We start from the raw sequence: 17,302 nt of genomic DNA on the forward strand, positions 1-17,302 counted from the left end.
AAGGAGTGCGGACCAACGGTCCGCACCCACCACACTCTGCACCCACCGGGCGGTCAGCCCTTGGCCTGTGCAGCACGCTGCGCGTTGTAGCGCTCGCCGACGATCGAGACTTCCTCCAGCGCCTGCGCGATGCGCTGCAATTCTTCCGGCGCCAGCTGCAGCGCGGCCGCGCCCAGGTTCTCTTCCAGGCGATGGACTTTGGTGGTGCCCGGAATCGGCACGATCCACGGTGCCTGCGCCAGCAGCCAGGCCAGCGCCACCTGCGCCGGGGTCGCAGCGCGTGCGGCCGCAATCGTGCTGATGCGGTCCACCAGCGCCTGGTTGGCGCGACGCGCTTCCACTTCGAAACGCGGCACGGTGTTGCGGAAGTCGTTGGCGTCGAAGGTGGTGTCGGCGTTGATCGCACCGGTCAGGAAGCCGCGGCCGAGCGGGCTGAACGGCACAAAGCCGATGCCCAGTTCCTGCAGGGTCGGCAGCAGCTCGCGCTCCGGCTCACGCCACCAGAGCGAGTACTCGCTCTGCACCGCCGCCACCGGCTGTACTGCATGCGCGCGGCGCACGGTGGCGGCACTGGCCTCGGACAGGCCGAAGTGGCCGACCTTGCCCTCGGCGATCAGGTCGCGCACCGTGCCGGCCACATCCTCGATCGGCACGTTCGGGTCAACGCGGTGCTGGTAGAACAGGTCGATATGGTCGGTACGCAGCCGCTTGAGGCTGGCCTCGGCCACCGCGCGGATGTTCTCGGGACGGCTGTCCAGGCCGGTATCCACCCGCGCATCCTTGAAGCCGAACTTGGTGGCGATCACCAGTTTGTCGCGGTACGGCGCCAGCGCCTCGCCGAGCAGGTCTTCATTGGTGTACGGCCCATACACTTCGGCGGTATCGAAGAAGGTCACGCCGCGCTCGACAGCGGCGTGCAGCAGGGCGATGCCCTGGCTGCGCTCGACCGGCTGGCCGTAGCCATGGCTCAGGCCCATGCAGCCCAGGCCCAGGGCGGAAACCTTCAGGCCGCTGCGGCCGAGTTCACGTGTCTGCATCGTCGTGCTCCAGAGGGGGAGCGCTGACGATACGCCTGCAAGGGCGGCGGATTGAACCGACAGGATGGCAGTCGGTCATGACTGGAATTCATCAATCAGCCGCGGTGCCCGTCATTCCATCGCCTGCAGGGTATCGGCGCATCCCGCCAGTTCCACCATCATCCTGCCAGCATTGCGGAACGTCGGATCCCGCGGCACCCACCGCGCGAACCAGCGCTGCTCGCCGTCCACCACAGACTCGAAAATCCACGATGAGCCATCAAGTCCAGCGCTCGAATCTTCGCCCTGCAGCAGCGCAAACGCGCTGGCAATGGCCTTCCATTCTTCCGCACTCAGCGCGCGCGGTGGAGGACACGCCCCGCCCTTGATGAGGGTGGCTGGGCCGTCGGACGGCGATGCGGGAATCTCGAAATCGCGTGCACTGCGCCCGACGATCCACGCCTGGCCCGCTGCGTTGCGCTGCGCGCGTATGACCACACCCGGGAAGAACGCGGGTTCCCAGACGAAGCGATACGCCTGGACCGGTACGCTGCCGCAGCGGAACGACGGCTCCGGCAAGCCATCGAGATCCCGCAACCGGTCGCGGTATGACGCCCTTGCAAACCCGGTGAAATCGATGAACGGAAGCGGGTCCCTGCTGCGCCTCTGTGCAGGCGGTGGCAGTAGATACCAGGCATGCGCCTGCGGATCGTCGCAGTCCCCGGCCGGGGCGGCGGACTCGGGAGTACGCGCACAACCGACCTGCAACAGCACGGCCATTGCCAACATCACGCGCGCCGTTTCACGCATGCACACCTTCCTGGCAGGTTCACGCCGGAATACAGCCGGCGTTGTGGTCATCACGAAGCAGAAGGCGCCCGCAGGCGCCCTGGCGGTCACCGGATCTCGGAAATCTCCACGCCGTCCAGCCCCTGCGACAGGGTGCGCGCGTCGCCGCCCTGGCTGAGCTTGATGCGCAGGCGTACCTCGTTCTGCGAATCGGCGTAGCGCAATGCGTCCTCGTAGCTGATCTCGCCGGCCTGGTACAGCTCGAACAGGCTCTGGTCGAAGGTCTTCATGCCCAGCTGGACCGAATCCTTCATCACTTCCTTCAGCTTGTGGATCTCGCCATCGCGGATGTAATCCTGCACCAGCGGCGTGCCCAGCAGGATCTCCATCGCCACCTTGCGCGAACGACCATCGGGCGAAGGCACCAGCTGCTGCGCCACCACACCCTTGAGGTTCAGCGAAAGATCCATCAGCAGCTGGTTGCGGCGGTCTTCCGGGAAGAAGTTGATGATGCGGTCCATCGCCTGGTTGGCGTTGTTGGCATGCAGCGTGCACAGCACCAGATGGCCGGTTTCGGCGAAGGCGATGGCATGGTCCATGCCCTCGCGGGTGCGCACCTCGCCGATCATGATCACGTCCGGCGCCTGGCGCAGGGTGTTCTTCAACGCCGCTTCCCAGCTGTCGGTATCAATGCCCACTTCGCGCTGGGTGATGATGCAGCCTTCGTGCTTGTGCACGAATTCGATCGGGTCTTCGATGGTGATGATATGGCCGGTCGAATTATGGTTGCGATAGCCGATCATCGCCGCCAGCGACGTCGACTTGCCGGTACCGGTAGCACCGACGAACAGGATGATGCCGCGCTTGGTCATCGCCAGCGTCTTGATGATCGGCGGCAGGCTCAGCTCTTCCACGGTCGGGATGCGCGTCTCGATGCGACGCAGCACCATGCCGACCTGGTTGCGCTGGTAGAAGCAGCTGACACGGAAGCGGCCGACACCGGACAGGCCGATGGCGAAGTTGCACTCGTGGGTCTTCTCGAACTCCTCGCGCTGCGCCGGGGTCATCACATTGAGGACCAGGTCGCGGCTCTGCTGCGGCGTCAGCGGCGTCTGCGTGATCGGCGAGATCTTGCCGTTGACCTTCATCGCCGGCGGCATGCCGGCGGTGATGAACAGGTCCGAGGCGCGCTGGTGCGCCATCAGCTTGAGGAACGAAGTGAAATCGATGGTGGTCGCGGTGGTGTTCACGGCGGGCTCCCAATGGGGCATGGACCAGGAAACGGTCGGTGGAGGAAACAGCACGGCAACGGCGGCGCGGTGGCGCACGCCGCCCGTGGTCGTCCCGCCTTACTCGAACAGGCGCTTGTCCTTGGCGTACTCGCGGGCCTGATTGCGGGTGATCAGGCTGCGCTTGACCAGGTCCTGCAGGTGCTGGTCCAGGGTCATCATGCCGTACTGCTGGCCGGTCTGGATGGCCGAGTACATCTGCGCCACCTTGTCCTCGCGGATCAGGTTGCGGATGGCCGGGGTGCCCACCATGATTTCCCACGCTGCGGTACGACCGCCGCCGACCTTCTTCAGCAGCGCCTGCGAGATCACCGCGCGCAGCGATTCGGACAGCATCGAGCGCACCATCGGCTTCTCGCCGGCCGGGAACACGTCGATGATGCGGTCGATGGTCTTGGCCGCCGAACTGGTGTGCAGGGTGCCAAACACCAGGTGGCCGGTTTCCGCGGCGGTCAGCGCCAGGCGGATGGTTTCCAGGTCACGCAGTTCGCCGACCAGGATGATGTCCGGGTCTTCGCGCAGCGCCGAACGCAACGCTTCGTTGAAGCCGTGCGTATCGCGATGCACTTCGCGCTGGTTGATCAGGCACTTCTGCGAGGTGTGCACGAATTCGATCGGATCCTCGACGGTGAGGATGTGGCCGTATTCGTTCTTGTTGATGTAGTCGATCATCGCCGCCAGCGTGGTCGACTTGCCCGAGCCGGTCGGACCGGTCACCAGGATCAGGCCCTGCGGCTGCTGGATCACCTCGCGGAACAGCGGCGGGCAGGCCAGGTCCTCAAGCGTGAGCACCTCGGAGGGAATGGTACGGAACACCGCACCGGCACCACGGTTCTGGTTGAACGCGTTCACTCGGAAGCGCGCCAGCGACGGGATCTCGAACGAGAAATCCACTTCGAGGAATTCTTCGTAATCGCGGCGCTGCTTGTCGGACATGATGTCGTACACCAGCGCATGGACCTGCTTGTGGTCCAGGGCTGGAATGTTGATCCGGCGCACGTCGCCGTCCACGCGGATCATCGGCGGCAGGCCTGCGGACAGGTGCAGGTCGGACGCTTTGTTCTTTACGGAAAACGCCAGCAGTTCGGCGATATCCATGAGCGGCTACTCCCCAATAACGGCTTCGACTGGAAGGATCTTTCCCCGGGCGGCAGTATAGCCTCCTGATTCAATGGAACGCGTTACGTGGCCACTCCCCTGCCCCAGATCCTGAGCAACCTGCATGCCGCCGCCGCAGCGGCCGGCCGGCCCGACCCGCGCCTGCTGGCGGTGTCCAAGACCCAACCGGCCGAAGCCGTGGCCGCGCTGGCCGACCAGGGCCAGCAGGCGTTCGGCGAGAATTACGTGCAGGAAGCGCTGGCCAAGATGCAGGCGCTGCAGCACCTGGCGCTGGAATGGCACCTGATCGGCCATCTGCAGTCGAACAAGGCCGACGCTGTCGCCGCCCACTTCGACTGGGTGCAGAGCGTGGACCGGCCCAAGCTGGTGACCGCGCTGGCACGGCACCGCCCCGAGACGCGTGGCCCGCTGAACGTGCTGATCCAGGTCAACATCGACGACGAATCCAGCAAGCACGGCTGCGCACCGGAGGACGTGGCGGCACTGGCCACCGCGATTGCCGCCGAACCCCGCCTGCGCCTGCGTGGCCTGATGGCCATTCCCGCGCCGTGGCCCGAGGCCGAGCGCCGCCGCGACGCGTTCGTGCGCATGCGCACACTTTTCCAGTCACTGGCTGCCCAGCACCCGCAGCTGGACACGCTGTCGATGGGCATGAGCAGTGACTACGCCGAAGCCATCGCCGAGGGCGCCACCCTGGTGCGCATCGGCACCGCCCTGTTCGGCGCACGCCCGCGCCCGGCCTGACATTCGAAGGAGACCTCCATGGCAACTGATTCCATCACCTTCATCGGCGGCGGCAACATGGCGCGCAGCCTGATCGCCGGCCTGATCCGCCAGGGCGTGCCTGCTGCGCGCATCCATGTGGCCGAGCCGGTGGCGGCCTTGCGCCAGGCGCTGGCCGCCGACTTCGGCGTGCGGGTGCACGACAACGCCGCCGACGCGGCCGCGCAGGGCAGCACCTGGCTGCTGGCGGTCAAGCCGCAGGTGCTGCGCGAGGTCTGCCAGTCGCTGCAGGCGCTGGCGCAGGACAACCGCCCGCTGGTGGTTTCGATTGCCGCCGGCATCACCAGCGCGCAGCTGCAGCGCTGGCTGGGTGGCCAGCTGCCGGTGGTGCGTGCGATGCCCAACACCCCTGCCCTGCTTGGCGCCGGCGTCACCGGCCTGTTCGCCACGCCGGCGGTGGATGCGGCGCAGCACGGCCAGGCCGAACAGATGCTGGCCAGTGCCGGGCGCACCGTGTGGATCGACAACGAAGCGCTGATGGATTCGGTCACCGCGGTCTCCGGCAGCGGCCCAGCCTATGTGTTCCTGCTGGCCGAAGCGATGGAAGCGGCGGGCATCGCCCAGGGACTGCCGGCCGAGGCGGCACGCACGCTGGTGGTGCAGACCCTGCTGGGCGCCTCGCGCATGCTCGATGAGGCCGGCGAAAGCCCCTCGGAACTACGCCGCCGCGTCACTTCGCCGAACGGCACCACGCAGGCCGCGATCGAGAGCTTCCAGGCCGGAGGTTTCGAGGCGCTGGTGGACAACGCCCTGCGCGCCGCGCAGGTGCGTGGGCAGGAACTGTCTGCGGCCAATGATTGACCCGATCTACCGCCCCAAGGTGGTCATGACGAAATCCACGAAGCACTGCAATCGCGGGCGCGGCCTGCGGTCGGGCAGGTAGATCAGATGCATCGGCCGCGGTTCGGGCAGGTAGTCGCGCAGCAGCGGCTTCAGGCGCCCGGCGGCGATATCGCCCGCCAGCAGCGCGGTCGGTTGCAGCACCAGTCCCGCTCCGGCCACGGCCGCTTCGCGCAACGCGAACCCATCATTGCAGGTCAGCCGCGCTTCCCAGTCGACCAGCTCGCCATTGGCCAGCTGCCAGCCATGGCCACCGCGCCAGGCCAGATGACTCAGGCAATCGTGCCCTTCCAGATCGGCAGGTGTGCGCGGGGTGCCGCGCCGGCGCAGGTACGACGGCGCCGCGCACAGGCTCATCGCATACGGCGGCAGCGGCCGCGCCACCACCTCCTGCGACGGCAGCGGACCCACCCGGATCGCCACATCGAACCCATCCTCGATCAGGTCCACGCGCCGGTTGCTCAGATCCAGCTCGATGTTCAACTGCGGCTGCGCGCGCAACAGCCCGGCCAGTCGCGGCGCCAGTACGCAGCTGCCCCAGGTGGTCGGCGCGCTGACCCGCAGCAGGCCGCGCGGCTGCACCTGCAGGCCGGCCACATCGGCCTCGGCCTGCTGCACCTGCTCCAGCACCTGCCGGCACCCGGCCAGGTAGGCGCTACCGGCTTCGGTCAGGCGCTGGCGGCGGGTGTTCCGTTGCAGCAACGCGGTGCCCAGGTGTGCTTCCAGCTGCTGGATGTATTTGCCCACCATCACCGCCGACACCTGCAGCTGCTCGGCGGCACCGGCAAAGCTGCCGCACTCGGCCACGGCGACAAACGCGTGCATGCAGCGCAAGGTATCCATTACTAACCCACCGTTAGGAATCTGCGAAGCATACGCCACTTACCTAACCTGGCTGTGACGGCGCAGACTGCGCCCATCCCACTCGCAAGGAACGGCCATGAAGATCCTCCTCGTCGGCGCGAACGGCACCCTCGGCCAGGCAGTCGCGCGCCAGCTCGGCCAGCAGCACCAGATCCTGTCTGCCGGCCGCCACAGCGGCGAACTGCGCGTCGACCTGACCGACGATGCCAGCGTCGCTGATCTGTTCGCGCGCACCGGTACGGTCGATGCGGTGATTTCCACCACCGGCGCAGTGCACTTCGGCCCGCTGCAGGAGATGACGCCAGCGCAGTTCAACCTTGGCCTGCAGGACAAGCTGCTGGGGCAGGTGCGATTGGCGCTGGCCGCGCAGCATCACCTCAGCGCCGGCGGCTCGATCACCCTGACCAGCGGCATCATCAGTGCTCATCCGATCCGCGATGGCGTCAACGCCACGGCGGTGAATGCCGCACTGGAAGGCTTCGTGCGTGCCGCCGCGCTGGAGCTGCTGCCGCGCGGCCTGCGTATCAACGTGATCAGCCCCAACGTGCTGGTCGAGTCGATGGCCGACTACGCGCCCTATTTCCCCGGTTTCGAACCGGTCAGCGCGCAGCGCGCGGCACTGGGTTACCAGCGCGCGGTGGAAGGTATCCAGAGCGGCGAGACCCTCACCGTCTGGTGATCCGCCGGGCATGGCGCTAACGGGAACCGGCCTCTTCTTCGCTCATTCCCAGCGCATCGGGCCGTCGCCGCGTTCGCCGAGGATGTCTTCGGGGTTGGCCAGCCGGCAGCGCTTCAGCGACAGGCAACCGCAGCCGATGCAGCCGGTCAGTTCATCGCGCAGCAGCTGCAGCATATGGATGCGCTGTTCCAGTTCGGTGCGCCAGCGTGCGGACAGCTTGGCCCAGTCGGCCTTGGTCGGTGTCCGTCCCTCGGGCAGGCTCTCGAATGCCCGCGCGACCGCCTCCAGCGGCATGCCCACCCGCTGCGCCACACGGATCACCGCCAGCCGGCGCAGCACGTCGCGGTTGTAGCGGCGCTGGTTGCCGGAGGTGCGCAGGCTGCTGATCAGGCCCTTGCGCTCGTAGAAGTGCAACGCGGAAATGGCCACGCCACTGCGCTGGGAAACCTCTCCCACGCTCAATTCCTGGGATGCCATGCCTTGACCTCAACTACGGTTGAGGTGTCATGCTGCTATCTTCGCCGCTCGTTGACAAGCGCGGCCCGCCCCTGCCTGGTATGAACACAACACTCTCGCCCGCCGACACGCACCCGCCGGCCGCCATGTCGATCCTGTCCTCCCGCTACCGCGCCACCACCCTCGGCATGGTGGCGCTGGTTGCACTGCATGCGTTCGAGGCGCTGGCGGTGGCCGCAGCGATGCCGACCGTGGCCGAGGCGCTGGACGGCCTGCGCCTGTACGCGCTGGCCTTTGGCGGCACGCTGGCCACCAGCGTGATCGGCATGACCCTGGCCGGGCGCTGGGTTGACCGCCATGGGCCGGCGCGCCCGCTGTGGTACGGCCTGGCCTGCTTCGTGCTGGGCCTGCTGCTGGCCGGCTTCGCGATGCGCATGGGCGTGCTGGTGGCCGGGCGCCTGCTGCAGGGCCTGGGCGCCGGTGCGATCTCGGTATCGCTGTACGTGATGGTGGGCCGCAGCTACCCCGAACACCTGCGACCGAAGGTATTCGCGGCGTTCTCCGCCGGCTGGGTAGTGCCGTCGATGATCGGCCCGGCACTGAGCGGCCTGATCGTGCAGCACCTTGGCTGGCGCTGGGTGTTCCTGGCGGTGCCGTTGCTGGCGGTTCCGGCGGCCCTGCTGCTGCGCCCGGCGCTGGCACGCATGCAGCCCAGTCCTGCCGGCAGCGCCGATGATGGAGGCGGCAAGGTGGTGCGCTGGGCCAGCGGTGCCTCGCTGGCGGCGTTGTTGCTGTATTTCGGCGGCCAGCAGCAGGGATCAGCGGCCCTGCTCTGCATCGGCGTGGCGATGCTGGCGCTGCTGTTCTGCGTGCACCGTCTGCTGCCGGCCGGCACATTGATGCTGCGCCGTGGCCTGCCCAGCGTGATTGCGCTGCGTGGCATCGCGGCTGCAGCGTTCTTTGCCTGCGAGGCCTATCTGCCGCTGCTGCTGCAGCGCGAACGCGGGCTGTCGCCCAGCTGGGCCGGCGCCGTGCTCAGCCTCGGTGCGCTGGGCTGGTTCGCCGGTTCATGGCTGCAGGGCCACCAGCAGCGCGGCTGGTCGCGCCAGCAGCTGCTGCGCACGGGTACGTCATTGATGACCGTCGGCATCGCCGCCACGCTGGCGGTGCTGTTCAACGTGGTGCCCCTGCCGGTGTCGCTGCTTGGCTGGGCCGTGACCGGCTTCGGCATGGGCATGATCTACGCCAGCCTGTCGGTGCTGACGCTTTCGCTGTCGGCGCCGCATGAGCAAGGTGCCAACACTTCCGCGCTGCAACTCAGCGAGGCATTGTCGGTGACCACCGCGCTGGCGGTCTCCGGCGCGCTGTTCGCGTTGTTCGTGGACAGCGCACCGCACACCGGTTACCTGCTGTGCCTGGCGATCACCTTCGGCCTGGCGGTGCTGGCCACGCTGATCGCAAGACGGGTGTAGCGCCGCCGGACGTGGTCCTGCGCTACCGGAAGGCGAGCCACGCCCAGCGAACGCAGCGGTCAGGGTGTGCTGGCGGCGCCTACATCATCAATGTCCCGATGCAGGATGCGGCGCACTTCAAGCACCGCCTGCGGCGTCTCCTGCACGCTGTGCCCGGAGATGATCACCTTCTCCGACAGCGCGCCCGGCAGGTGCGCACTCCAGTACGGCACCAGCCCATCGTCGGACTTCTGCACCGGCAATTCCGGCTTGCGCTGGGCGATGATCGAGTGGTACTTCAGGCCGGCCTCGATCGGCAGCTGTGCGGCCGCCTTCACGAACGGATCGCTGGCCTTGAGGTTGTCGATGCTGTTGGGGATCTTCGGCTTGGCTGTGCCGTCGACCTGCTGTTCGGCCTGCGCCAGCGCCAGGAACACATCCTCGAACTTGCCGAGGATGGTCAGCGGCAGGCGCACCAGGCGGCCGATCAGGCGCCCGACCTTGTTGCCGGCAATATCGGTGCCCTGGTGCGGTGCAGCGATGAAGATCGCACGCTCCACGTTCGGCTGCGCCTTGAAATGCAGCAGCGGCCCCAGCTTGTTCTGCACGCGCTTCAGGCGCTCGCCCTTCAGGTCGTAGTTGGCCAGCAGGTCATTCCACAGCACGTCTCCGGAATCACTGACCAGCAGGCGCGCGAGCACGCCGCCCATGCTGTGGCCGATATAGACCATGTCCTTTGATGCACGCGTGCTGCCGTTGGGATCGAAATGCTTCAGCGTGTCGTTGAACGCATTGGCGATCTCGTAGCGGTTCAGTGCGATCGGCGCATTGGTCGGGTAATAGACCTGCCACACCTGGAACTGCTGGCGCAGCTCGGGGTCGCCCATGATCTCGTTGGCCAGGTTCACCCACGCTTCGGGGCTGCTGGCCAGGCCGTGCAGCATGAAGATGATGCGGCGGTTCGGGTCCCACGGCTGCATCAGGTAGATATGCGGTTCGCCGATGCCCTCGCTCATGCCGAACAGGGTGCGCAGCGACTGCCGGGCGAAGCCACTCTGCGCCAGCCACAGGCCGTAGGCAGCGGTGAAGTTGCCGGCCAGCGGCACCTGTTCGCCATGCAGGGTGATGCGCTCGGTGGCTTCGGGCGAATAAGCATCCAGCTCGACCCGGCGCGTGCGCATCACATCGTCCAGGTTGCTGCCCTCGAAGCGCAGCAGCGCGGTGACATTGATCGAAGACATCTCGCTGAACTCGGGTACCGAGTCGTCATGCCGATGGCGGCGACCGCGGCGCGAATCGTCTTGGTCATCCGGCGCGCTATCGGCCTTGGGGCCATCGGGTGCGATCACCGGTGCCACCAGCTTCGGCGGATCCATCACCATCACCAGCTCGGCACCGAAGCCGTCGCGGCGATAGGTGCTGCGCAGGCCAACGAAGCTCACCGTGCCGGCCGGCACCAGCTGCGCCGGGATGCTCTTCAGGTTCAACTGCTGATAGTTGGAGGCCAATGACCAGCTGCCGACCGAGAGCGGCTTCGTATAGTCCTCGCCGGCCAATGCCGCCGCACGCGCGCGCACGAACAGCACCACCGCGGCCTTCTCGGCCGCATAGTTGTAGTAGTCGCGCACCTGGGTCTGCCGATCCTCGAAGGCGCGGTCGGACGGTGATCGGCCGCTGTAGAACAGGTAGGCATACGCGTAACGCGCCGCTTCCAGCCAGGCATCCAGCGCCGCGTCGCTCATCGGTGGATCGCCGGCGGCGGTCTTCTTCGGGGTCAGTGCCAGCGCCGCCTTCACCCACAGCTCGGACAGCGCCGACAGCCGCTGCTCGACGTTGAGGTCATCGGTCATCAGCAGCGTGCTGCGGCAGACCAGGAAGTCCTTCTCGCACTGCGATTCATCCAGGCCCGCCGCGCTGAGCGTCTCGCGCGCGGCGGGGCTGAGCTTGCCGGTGTTGAGTACGTCGGCACGCTTGTTGACCAGCGAATCGCTGGAGGTGACCTGCTTGACGGTGACCATCGCACAGCCACTGCTGCCCAGCAGCAGGAAGGCGGCGAACAACGCCGGCAGCAGGCGCTGCCAGCGGAAGGGGAAGAATGGTGTCATTACTGCGGGTCCTGCTCGGTGCCGGGCACGCCCTGGCGGATCACGGTGGAGAAATGAGCGCCGTCGCCCAGGTCCAGCGCACGCTGGGTGATGCGGGCCTTGTCATGCAGTTCGGCATACGTCACCCCCGGGGTCAGCGCGCCGACCTCCTGCGCGTACTCGGCCAGATAGCCGGACAGGAGCAGGCGGTAGTCCAGCGGCAGACGCGGCGCGATATGCCGGGCCAGGTCGAAGACGATGGTGGTGCAGTTGCTGGTCAGCGTGTTGTAGAAGCCCGGCTTCGCATCCAGCTCGCGCGCCTGCGCGATGTAGGCCGCGAACAGTTCCTTCAGCTGCGCGCGGTCCATGCCATGCAGGCGGTACAGGTAGACATCCTCGCCACGCGCGTTGGTGCGGGTGCGGATGATGTCGGTCTCCTCCGAGGCGACCAGGGTCATCTCGAATTTGCGGAAGAAGCCGCCCAGCGCCGAGAACGATTCACCGCGTTCCTTGCGGATCTCCAGCGAGAACACCACATGGCGACCGTCGTCGAAGCCGAACGAGATCAGCGTGTGGGCAATGGCCGGGCCCATCCAGTACGACAGCACCAGGTCGGCCGAGCGCAGCTGGTCAAGATCGTACTCGCGGCGCACCCAGCGCGCGTCGTAGTCGGTCTCGCTGCGCCAGGTGAAGTCACGCACGTTGTCCAGCACCACATGGCGGCCGTCGAAAGACACCACATGCAGGCGCTGGGCAACATCGTCGGCCCATACCCGGTCCTGGCGCGGGGTCAGCAGCAGCCACCACAGCCCGGCCAGCGCCAGCGATGCGCCGAACGCCAGGCCCAGGCGGCGCGTGCCGTGGCCGCGCGCCACCTGCCACGCGGCCCACAGGGCGGGCAGCAGCCACAGCATCGCCACGCCCGTGGCCAGCCAGCCCGGCCCTGGCAGCTGATAGGCCAGCAGGCCGGTCACCCACAACGCCGCCAGCGCCATGGCACTTCCTGTCATCCAACGTCCTGCGGCGTTCACTGGCATCCTGTGGCGGTCTTGAAGCCGCATAGTTAGCCACAAGCCGGCTCAGCGTGGCATCTACGGCCCGTTCAGGCCGGCCGGCGCAGGGTCTTGGACCACGTTCCACCACACAGGATCAACAATGGGCATTACGTCCGTGGCCGGTGTTCCGGTCCACCCCCGGCACCGCGCCACCTGCCACTGCGGCGCGGTCGAACTGCTGCTCGATCTGCCCGATGGCATCGTCGACCCGCGCCGCTGCGACTGCTCGATGTGCCGCCGCCGTGGCGCCATCGCCGCCAGCGTCACCCGCGCAGGCCTGCAGGTGGTGCGCGGGCAGAACCACCTGCAGCGGTACCAGTTCAATACCCACGTGGCCGAGCACTACTTCTGCGGCGTGTGCGGCATCTACACCCATCATCGCCGGCGCTCCAACCCCGACCAGTACGGCTACAACGTGGCCTGCCTGGAAGGCATCGACCCGTTCGCGCTGGGCGTGATCCCGGTCAACGACGGGGTCAACCACCCCGCCGACCGCAACGCCTAGTGGCGACTGCGCCGCGGCGGTGCGGCGATCTTCTGCCAGGGCGCCATGCCGCTGCGGCCGGCCCGCGCGGGGCGTTTCAGCCAGGGCCGGCGGGGCATCGCCGGCGGCTCGGCGGCAACCGGGGCGGGCACGGGCCTGCGGCCGGGCCAGAGATGGTCGAGCAGCCACATGGCGGGTCTCCGTGGGGGACGGGGACGATCAATACTGGGCCCATGGCGGCATGCACGGCGTGATGCGCGGACGACCCCCGGATGACACGCCATTGAGAATCATTTGCATCATGCGCGATCGGTCCTGATAATCCGCGGCGATCTCCTGTGGACCGACCGCCATGCCCGCCCGCCGCACCCTGTTGTCGCTTGCGCTCTGCCTTCCCGCCTGTCTCACCGCTCCGCTGGCCCTGGCCGATGACGCGCCTGATGCGCGCACCCTGGACCGGCTCAGCGTCGTCGCCGACCGTGCCAGCACCGCGACCAAGACCGATACCGCGCTGACCCAGACGCCACAGGCGATCAGCGTGGTCACCCAGCAGCTGTTCACCGATCGCGGCGCGCACAACCTGCAGGAAGTGCTGCGCTACAGCGCCGGCGTCACCGCCGACGCCTGGGGCCTGGATACCCGCAACGACGCCAGCTCGGTGCGCGGCCTGGACCCGGTGCAGTACCTCGATGGTCTGCGCCGCAGTTATGGCTTCAGCCCGCTGGCACGACCGGAGATCTACGGCCTGGAACGGGTGGAGGTGCTGCGCGGCCCCTCTTCGGTGCTGTACGGCGCCGGTGCCACCGGCGGCATCATCAATGCGATGAGCAAGCGCCCCACCTTCTCCGCGCCCAGCGGCGAGCTCGGCGTGCAGCTCGGCAGCTTCGACCGGCGCCAGCTGCAGGGCGATCTCAACGGCACGCTGAACGCCGATGGCAGCGTGGCCGGACGCTTCGTCGGGCTGGTACGCGCGTCGAACATGCAGACCGACACGCTCAAGGATGATCGCGTCTACCTGGCCCCGTCGATCAGCTGGCGCGGCGAGCGCAGCAACCTCACCCTGCTGGCCAGCTACCAGCATGACAAGACCGGCTCCAGCCAGCAGTTCCTGCCCCTGGCGGCAACCCTGCTGGCGCCGCCCGGGCGCCGCCTGGATCCATCCACCTTCATCGGCGACCCCGGTTTCGACCGCATCGACTCGCGCGTCTACAGCCTCACCGCACTGTTCGACCACAGCTTCAACGATGTGCTCAGCCTGCGTTCGGCACTGCGCTACATCGACGGCAGGACCACGCTGCAGCAGATGTACGTGGACAGCTACAGCAACCCGGCCGATCCGTTCATCGACGCTGCGCGCCGCGTGGTCAACCGCACTGCCTACGGTACCCGCCCGGACGTGCAGATCCTCAGCGCCGACAACGCACTGCAGTTCGACTTCGCCACCGGTGCCTTCCAGCACCTGCTGCTGGCGGGCGTGGATTACAGCCAGTACAAGGAACAGCTGCAGCGCCTGGATGCCACCGGCACGCCGATCGACATCTACGACCCGGTGTCGGTGGCGCCGACGGTGCGCGGCTGGGAAAGCCAGCCCGACCAGACCTCCAGCCAGCTGGGCCTGTACGTGCAGGACCAGATCCGCTGGGCCGACCGCGTCTCGCTGGTGCTCGGTGCGCGTCGCGACCATGCGCGCTCCAAAACCGAGGGCCAGCCCAGCCAGACCGACAACGCCACCACCTATCGCGCCGGCCTGATTGCCGACGTGGGAGCCGGCGTGTCGCCCTACCTGAGCTACAGCGAATCGTTCCTGCCGGTATCCGGCCAGGACCTGTTCGGCCAGGCCTTCAAGCCGATGCGCGGCCGCCAGGCCGAGGCCGGCATCAAGTGGCAGCCGGCACGCAACCTGCTGCTGACGATGGCGGCCTATCGCATCACCGAAACCAACCGGCAGACCAACGATCCGGACAACGTGCTGAACGTGGTGCAGACCGGCCAGATCCGCTCCAAGGGCATCGAGCTGGAAGGCCAGTTCCAGTTCGCCAACGACCTCACCGTCACCGCCGCCGTTGCACGCAACGAAGCCGAAGTCAGCCGCAGCAACTTCGCGCTGGAAGTGGGCGAGCGCCTGAACGATACGCCGCAGGACCTGGCCTCGGCCTGGGTGTCCAAGGGCTTCCAGCTGGATGATGCCGCACGCCTGCGCCTGGGCCTGGGCGTGCGCCACGTCGGCAACACGGTCTCGCTGGGCAACGGCGGGCGCATCGTCACCCCCAGCTACACGCTGGCCGATGCACTGCTGGAGGTGCAGGTAACCGATTGGACGATGGCGTTGAACATCACAAACCTCACCGACAAGCGCTACTACGCACCGTGCCGCACCTTCGGCGACTGCTTCGCCGGCTATCCGCGCGTGGTCACCGGCACCATCAGCTATCGGTTCTGAGCCGGACGCCTGCAGGCCGGCACCACGGTCCGGCCTGCAGAAGGGCATCTCCCGGTTCGGGGACGCGCACTTTCAGCCAGCGTTGGCGGTCTCCAGGAAATTGCGCAGCACCGGTGACGGTGCCTCCGGACGCGTGCAGAACTGCAGGGCGAAGCGCGCTGCATCGCCTTCCAGCTGGAAATAGACGATTTCTTCCGGACGAAAGCTGGCCATGCTGGCCGGCACGATCGCCACCCCGGCTTCCACCGCCACCAGTGACAGCACCGCGTGCATGCCCTGTGCTTCCTGCACCACGTGCGGGGTGAAGCCTGCGGCGGTGCACAGGCCCAGCACCTGCGCATGGAAACCGATGCCTTCGCCCGCTGGCCAGGATACGAACGGTTCGTCGGCCAGCATCGCCACACTGACCTGCGCTGCGTCGGCCAGTGCGTGTGCACGCGGCAGCGCAATCGCCAGGCGGTCGTGATCGAAGTCGTGCAGCAGCAGCTCGGCGGCCGGAATCGGTGGAATCAGTAGGCCGACGTCGATGCGCTGCTCCCGCAGCCATTGCTGCTGCTGGCGCGAGGTGGCTTCGTGCAGATGCAGCTGCACCTGCGGATACTGCTGACGAAAGTGGCGGATCAATCCCGGCAGGCGTCCGTACAGTGCGCTGCCCACGTACCCCACACGCAGGCTGCCACAGTGCCCGGCGGCGGCGGCGCGGGTGCGCTGCAACGCCTGCTCGGCCTGCTGCAGGGTGGCCCGCGCTTCCACCAGCAAGGTCTGCAGGGTGCGGTTGCCGCGCACGATCAGCTCGCTGCCCAACGCGTCTTCCAGACGCCGGATCGCCGCGGTCAGCGGCGGCTGTGACATGTGCAGGCGGGCCGCAGCGCGGTGGAAGTGCAGTTCTTCGGCCACGGCCACGAACTGGCGGAGCAGGCGCAGGTCGATCATCTGGATGCAGCCGATGGAAACCTGCCTAGCGTACGCCCTCAGCTGCGCACGTCCACGCTGGCGCGGGCGATGGCCGGCCACTGCAACGCCACCGCTTCGATGCTGTCGGCGCTGATCGCGCGCAGATCGCGTGGGTAGGCCACATGCTCGGCCTCCTGCAGGCGCAGCGCGTGGAACTGCCCGTTGCTCGCGCGCAGCGCCCACCCGCCCTGCAGGCAGCGCGGCGAGGCGAGGTAGGCCACGCCGTGTGCGACCGCCTCCGGATGCAGTTCATCCGGCTCGCCGTCGATGCCCCACATGCGCGTCTTGGCCACCGGCGACACCGCGTTGACCACGATGCCGTGTGTGGCCCCTTCCAGCGCCAGCACATTGACCAGCCCGAGCGCGGCCAGCTTGCCCATCGCATAGGCAGACAGCCCACGCTGTGCGTACTGCGGATACAGCGCGCGATCGGAGGTGGTGATGACGATCCGCCCTCCCCCCGCATCGCGCATGGCCGGCCATGCCGCCTGCGCCAGCCACAACGGCGTCTTCGCCGCCAGGCACAGCATCCGCTCCAATGCCTCGTCCTCAATGGCTTCCAGCGCCTGGTACTCCACCCAACCGGCGTTGTGGATCAGGAAGTCGATACGGCCATGCTGCTGCAACAGCGAATGCAGGACAGCGTGACAACCGGCGCGGTCGTCGATCGGTCCGCTTGCGCCCTGCACCGACAGGCCCTGCGCCCGCAGCATCTCGGCACTGTGCAGGATGCGCTGCGGGTCGCGACCACGGCCATCGGTACCCGCACCCACGTCATGCATCACCACGTGCGCACCGCGCTGGGCCAGCAGGCGGCTGTAGGCCAGCCCCAGCCCACCGGCGGCACCGGTCACCAGGCCCACCTGGCCCTCAAAGGAAATAGGGGAAATCGGCTGCATCCGCCCAGCTTCAACCAGGAGCGACGGCGCTGGCCAATACCGTTGGCCACCCACCACGATACGCCCACGCTATCGCCAGAAGAGGGGACGGAGGGGATTA

17 protein-coding genes are annotated in these 17,302 nt (G+C 67.6%); 6 read left to right on the plus strand and 11 right to left on the minus strand.

Annotated features, from left to right (window positions below; all coding sequences use genetic code 11):
• Window positions 1-53 precede the first annotated feature (53 nt).
• From LZ605_RS10905 to LZ605_RS10920, 4 genes are all read right to left on the minus strand, one after another.
• Entirely contained in the window at window positions 54-1,037 is a 984-nt protein-coding gene (locus tag LZ605_RS10905) for an aldo/keto reductase (protein WP_249844829.1), read from the minus strand.
• A 111-nt stretch (window positions 1,038-1,148) separates the two neighbouring features.
• Window positions 1,149-1,826 carry a hypothetical protein gene (locus LZ605_RS10910; protein WP_249844830.1) on the minus strand — a complete coding sequence of 226 codons (678 nt, stop codon included), beginning with the start codon at window positions 1,824-1,826 and terminating at the stop codon, window positions 1,149-1,151.
• 86 nt (window positions 1,827-1,912) lie between these two features.
• Window positions 1,913-3,007, minus strand: coding sequence for a PilT/PilU family type 4a pilus ATPase (locus LZ605_RS10915; protein ID WP_057497269.1), 1,095 nt, complete (start codon window positions 3,005-3,007; stop codon window positions 1,913-1,915).
• Between the two features lie 147 nt (window positions 3,008-3,154).
• Window positions 3,155-4,192 (minus strand): type IV pilus twitching motility protein PilT, encoded by a 1,038-nt coding sequence (locus tag LZ605_RS10920; protein WP_004147099.1) that lies wholly within the window; start codon window positions 4,190-4,192, stop codon window positions 3,155-3,157.
• A gap of 87 nt (window positions 4,193-4,279) precedes the next feature.
• On the opposite strand from LZ605_RS10920, the gene LZ605_RS10925 reads away from it, so the two are divergent.
• Both LZ605_RS10925 and proC read left to right on the plus strand, forming a co-directional pair.
• Complete coding sequence (locus LZ605_RS10925; protein WP_249844831.1) at window positions 4,280-4,957, plus strand: YggS family pyridoxal phosphate-dependent enzyme; 678 nt, start codon at window positions 4,280-4,282, stop codon at window positions 4,955-4,957.
• Window positions 4,958-4,975: 18 nt separating this feature from the next.
• Window positions 4,976-5,797, plus strand: coding sequence for a pyrroline-5-carboxylate reductase (gene proC, locus LZ605_RS10930; RefSeq protein ID WP_249844832.1), 822 nt, complete (start codon window positions 4,976-4,978; stop codon window positions 5,795-5,797).
• Between the two features lie 6 nt (window positions 5,798-5,803).
• Here proC and LZ605_RS10935 read toward each other — a convergent pair whose 3' ends face one another.
• A complete protein-coding gene (locus tag LZ605_RS10935; RefSeq protein ID WP_249844833.1) occupies window positions 5,804-6,679 on the minus strand; it encodes a LysR family transcriptional regulator in 876 nt (291 codons plus the stop codon).
• A gap of 97 nt (window positions 6,680-6,776) precedes the next feature.
• On the opposite strand from LZ605_RS10935, the gene LZ605_RS10940 reads away from it, so the two are divergent.
• The gene (locus tag LZ605_RS10940; RefSeq protein ID WP_249844834.1) at window positions 6,777-7,379 is read left to right on the plus strand and encodes a short chain dehydrogenase; all 603 of its coding nucleotides are present in this window, start codon (window positions 6,777-6,779) and stop codon (window positions 7,377-7,379) included.
• A 42-nt stretch (window positions 7,380-7,421) separates the two neighbouring features.
• Here LZ605_RS10940 and soxR read toward each other — a convergent pair whose 3' ends face one another.
• Window positions 7,422-7,856: a redox-sensitive transcriptional activator SoxR gene (gene soxR / locus LZ605_RS10945; protein ID WP_107230054.1), complete on the minus strand. Its 435-nt coding sequence runs from the start codon at window positions 7,854-7,856 to the stop codon at window positions 7,422-7,424.
• 29 nt (window positions 7,857-7,885) lie between these two features.
• On the opposite strand from soxR, the gene LZ605_RS10950 reads away from it, so the two are divergent.
• Window positions 7,886-9,307 (plus strand): MFS transporter, encoded by a 1,422-nt coding sequence (locus LZ605_RS10950; RefSeq protein WP_249844835.1) that lies wholly within the window; start codon window positions 7,886-7,888, stop codon window positions 9,305-9,307.
• Window positions 9,308-9,366: 59 nt separating this feature from the next.
• Here the strand turns inward: LZ605_RS10950 and LZ605_RS10955 are convergent, their stop codons facing one another.
• Both LZ605_RS10955 and LZ605_RS10960 read right to left on the minus strand, forming a co-directional pair.
• On the minus strand, window positions 9,367-11,391 hold the full coding sequence (locus LZ605_RS10955; RefSeq protein ID WP_249844836.1) for an esterase/lipase family protein: 2,025 nt from the start codon (window positions 11,389-11,391) through the stop codon (window positions 9,367-9,369).
• The gene (locus tag LZ605_RS10960) at window positions 11,391-12,365 is read right to left on the minus strand and encodes a DUF4105 domain-containing protein (protein WP_249844901.1); all 975 of its coding nucleotides are present in this window, start codon (window positions 12,363-12,365) and stop codon (window positions 11,391-11,393) included. The genes LZ605_RS10955 and LZ605_RS10960 overlap by 1 nt, the downstream gene beginning before the upstream one ends.
• Window positions 12,366-12,525: 160 nt before the next feature.
• Between LZ605_RS10960 and LZ605_RS10965 the strand changes: the two genes are divergently transcribed.
• Window positions 12,526-12,930, plus strand: coding sequence for a GFA family protein (locus tag LZ605_RS10965; protein WP_249844837.1), 405 nt, complete (start codon window positions 12,526-12,528; stop codon window positions 12,928-12,930).
• Here LZ605_RS10965 and LZ605_RS10970 read toward each other — a convergent pair.
• Complete coding sequence (locus LZ605_RS10970; RefSeq protein WP_249844838.1) at window positions 12,927-13,100, minus strand: hypothetical protein; 174 nt, start codon at window positions 13,098-13,100, stop codon at window positions 12,927-12,929. The two genes, LZ605_RS10965 and LZ605_RS10970, sit on opposite strands and share 4 nt — an antisense overlap.
• 161 nt (window positions 13,101-13,261) lie before the next feature.
• Here LZ605_RS10970 and LZ605_RS10975 point away from each other — a divergent pair, with 161 nt between their 5' ends.
• Window positions 13,262-15,349 carry a TonB-dependent siderophore receptor gene (locus LZ605_RS10975; RefSeq protein ID WP_249844839.1) on the plus strand — a complete coding sequence of 696 codons (2,088 nt, stop codon included), beginning with the start codon at window positions 13,262-13,264 and terminating at the stop codon, window positions 15,347-15,349.
• A gap of 72 nt (window positions 15,350-15,421) precedes the next feature.
• On the opposite strand, the gene LZ605_RS10980 is transcribed toward LZ605_RS10975, so the two are convergent.
• Both LZ605_RS10980 and LZ605_RS10985 read right to left on the minus strand, forming a co-directional pair.
• A complete protein-coding gene (locus LZ605_RS10980; RefSeq protein WP_249844840.1) occupies window positions 15,422-16,282 on the minus strand; it encodes a LysR family transcriptional regulator in 861 nt (286 codons plus the stop codon).
• Window positions 16,283-16,320: 38 nt separating this feature from the next.
• Complete coding sequence (locus LZ605_RS10985) at window positions 16,321-17,202, minus strand: SDR family NAD(P)-dependent oxidoreductase (protein WP_249844841.1); 882 nt, start codon at window positions 17,200-17,202, stop codon at window positions 16,321-16,323.
• Window positions 17,203-17,302: the final 100 nt, after the last annotated feature.

Source organism: Stenotrophomonas maltophilia (genome assembly GCF_023518235.1).
GTDB lineage: Bacteria > Pseudomonadota > Gammaproteobacteria > Xanthomonadales > Xanthomonadaceae > Stenotrophomonas.

What these genes read in the sequence shown, in the direction of transcription:
- LZ605_RS10905 (WP_249844829.1), bottom strand. Translation starts at nt 1,037, where the DNA reads ATGCAGACACGTGAACTCGGCCGCAGCGGCCTGAAGGTTTCCGCCCTG.
- LZ605_RS10910 (WP_249844830.1), bottom strand. Translation starts at nt 1,826, where the DNA reads ATGCGTGAAACGGCGCGCGTGATGTTGGCAATGGCCGTGCTGTTGCAG.
- LZ605_RS10915 (WP_057497269.1), bottom strand. Translation starts at nt 3,007, where the DNA reads ATGGCGCACCAGCGCGCCTCGGACCTGTTCATCACCGCCGGCATGCCG.
- LZ605_RS10920 (WP_004147099.1), bottom strand. Translation starts at nt 4,192, where the DNA reads ATGGATATCGCCGAACTGCTGGCGTTTTCCGTAAAGAACAAAGCGTCC.
- proC (WP_249844832.1), top strand. Translation starts at nt 4,976, where the DNA reads ATGGCAACTGATTCCATCACCTTCATCGGCGGCGGCAACATGGCGCGC.
- LZ605_RS10935 (WP_249844833.1), bottom strand. Translation starts at nt 6,679, where the DNA reads ATGGATACCTTGCGCTGCATGCACGCGTTTGTCGCCGTGGCCGAGTGC.
- LZ605_RS10940 (WP_249844834.1), top strand. Translation starts at nt 6,777, where the DNA reads ATGAAGATCCTCCTCGTCGGCGCGAACGGCACCCTCGGCCAGGCAGTC.
- soxR (WP_107230054.1), bottom strand. Translation starts at nt 7,856, where the DNA reads ATGGCATCCCAGGAATTGAGCGTGGGAGAGGTTTCCCAGCGCAGTGGC.
- LZ605_RS10950 (WP_249844835.1), top strand. Translation starts at nt 7,886, where the DNA reads ATGCTGCTATCTTCGCCGCTCGTTGACAAGCGCGGCCCGCCCCTGCCT.
- LZ605_RS10955 (WP_249844836.1), bottom strand. Translation starts at nt 11,391, where the DNA reads ATGACACCATTCTTCCCCTTCCGCTGGCAGCGCCTGCTGCCGGCGTTG.
- LZ605_RS10960 (WP_249844901.1), bottom strand. Translation starts at nt 12,365, where the DNA reads ATGGCGCTGGCGGCGTTGTGGGTGACCGGCCTGCTGGCCTATCAGCTG.
- LZ605_RS10965 (WP_249844837.1), top strand. Translation starts at nt 12,526, where the DNA reads ATGGGCATTACGTCCGTGGCCGGTGTTCCGGTCCACCCCCGGCACCGC.
- LZ605_RS10970 (WP_249844838.1), bottom strand. Translation starts at nt 13,100, where the DNA reads ATGTGGCTGCTCGACCATCTCTGGCCCGGCCGCAGGCCCGTGCCCGCC.
- LZ605_RS10975 (WP_249844839.1), top strand. Translation starts at nt 13,262, where the DNA reads ATGCCCGCCCGCCGCACCCTGTTGTCGCTTGCGCTCTGCCTTCCCGCC.
- LZ605_RS10980 (WP_249844840.1), bottom strand. Translation starts at nt 16,282, where the DNA reads ATGATCGACCTGCGCCTGCTCCGCCAGTTCGTGGCCGTGGCCGAAGAA.
- LZ605_RS10985 (WP_249844841.1), bottom strand. Translation starts at nt 17,202, where the DNA reads ATGCAGCCGATTTCCCCTATTTCCTTTGAGGGCCAGGTGGGCCTGGTG.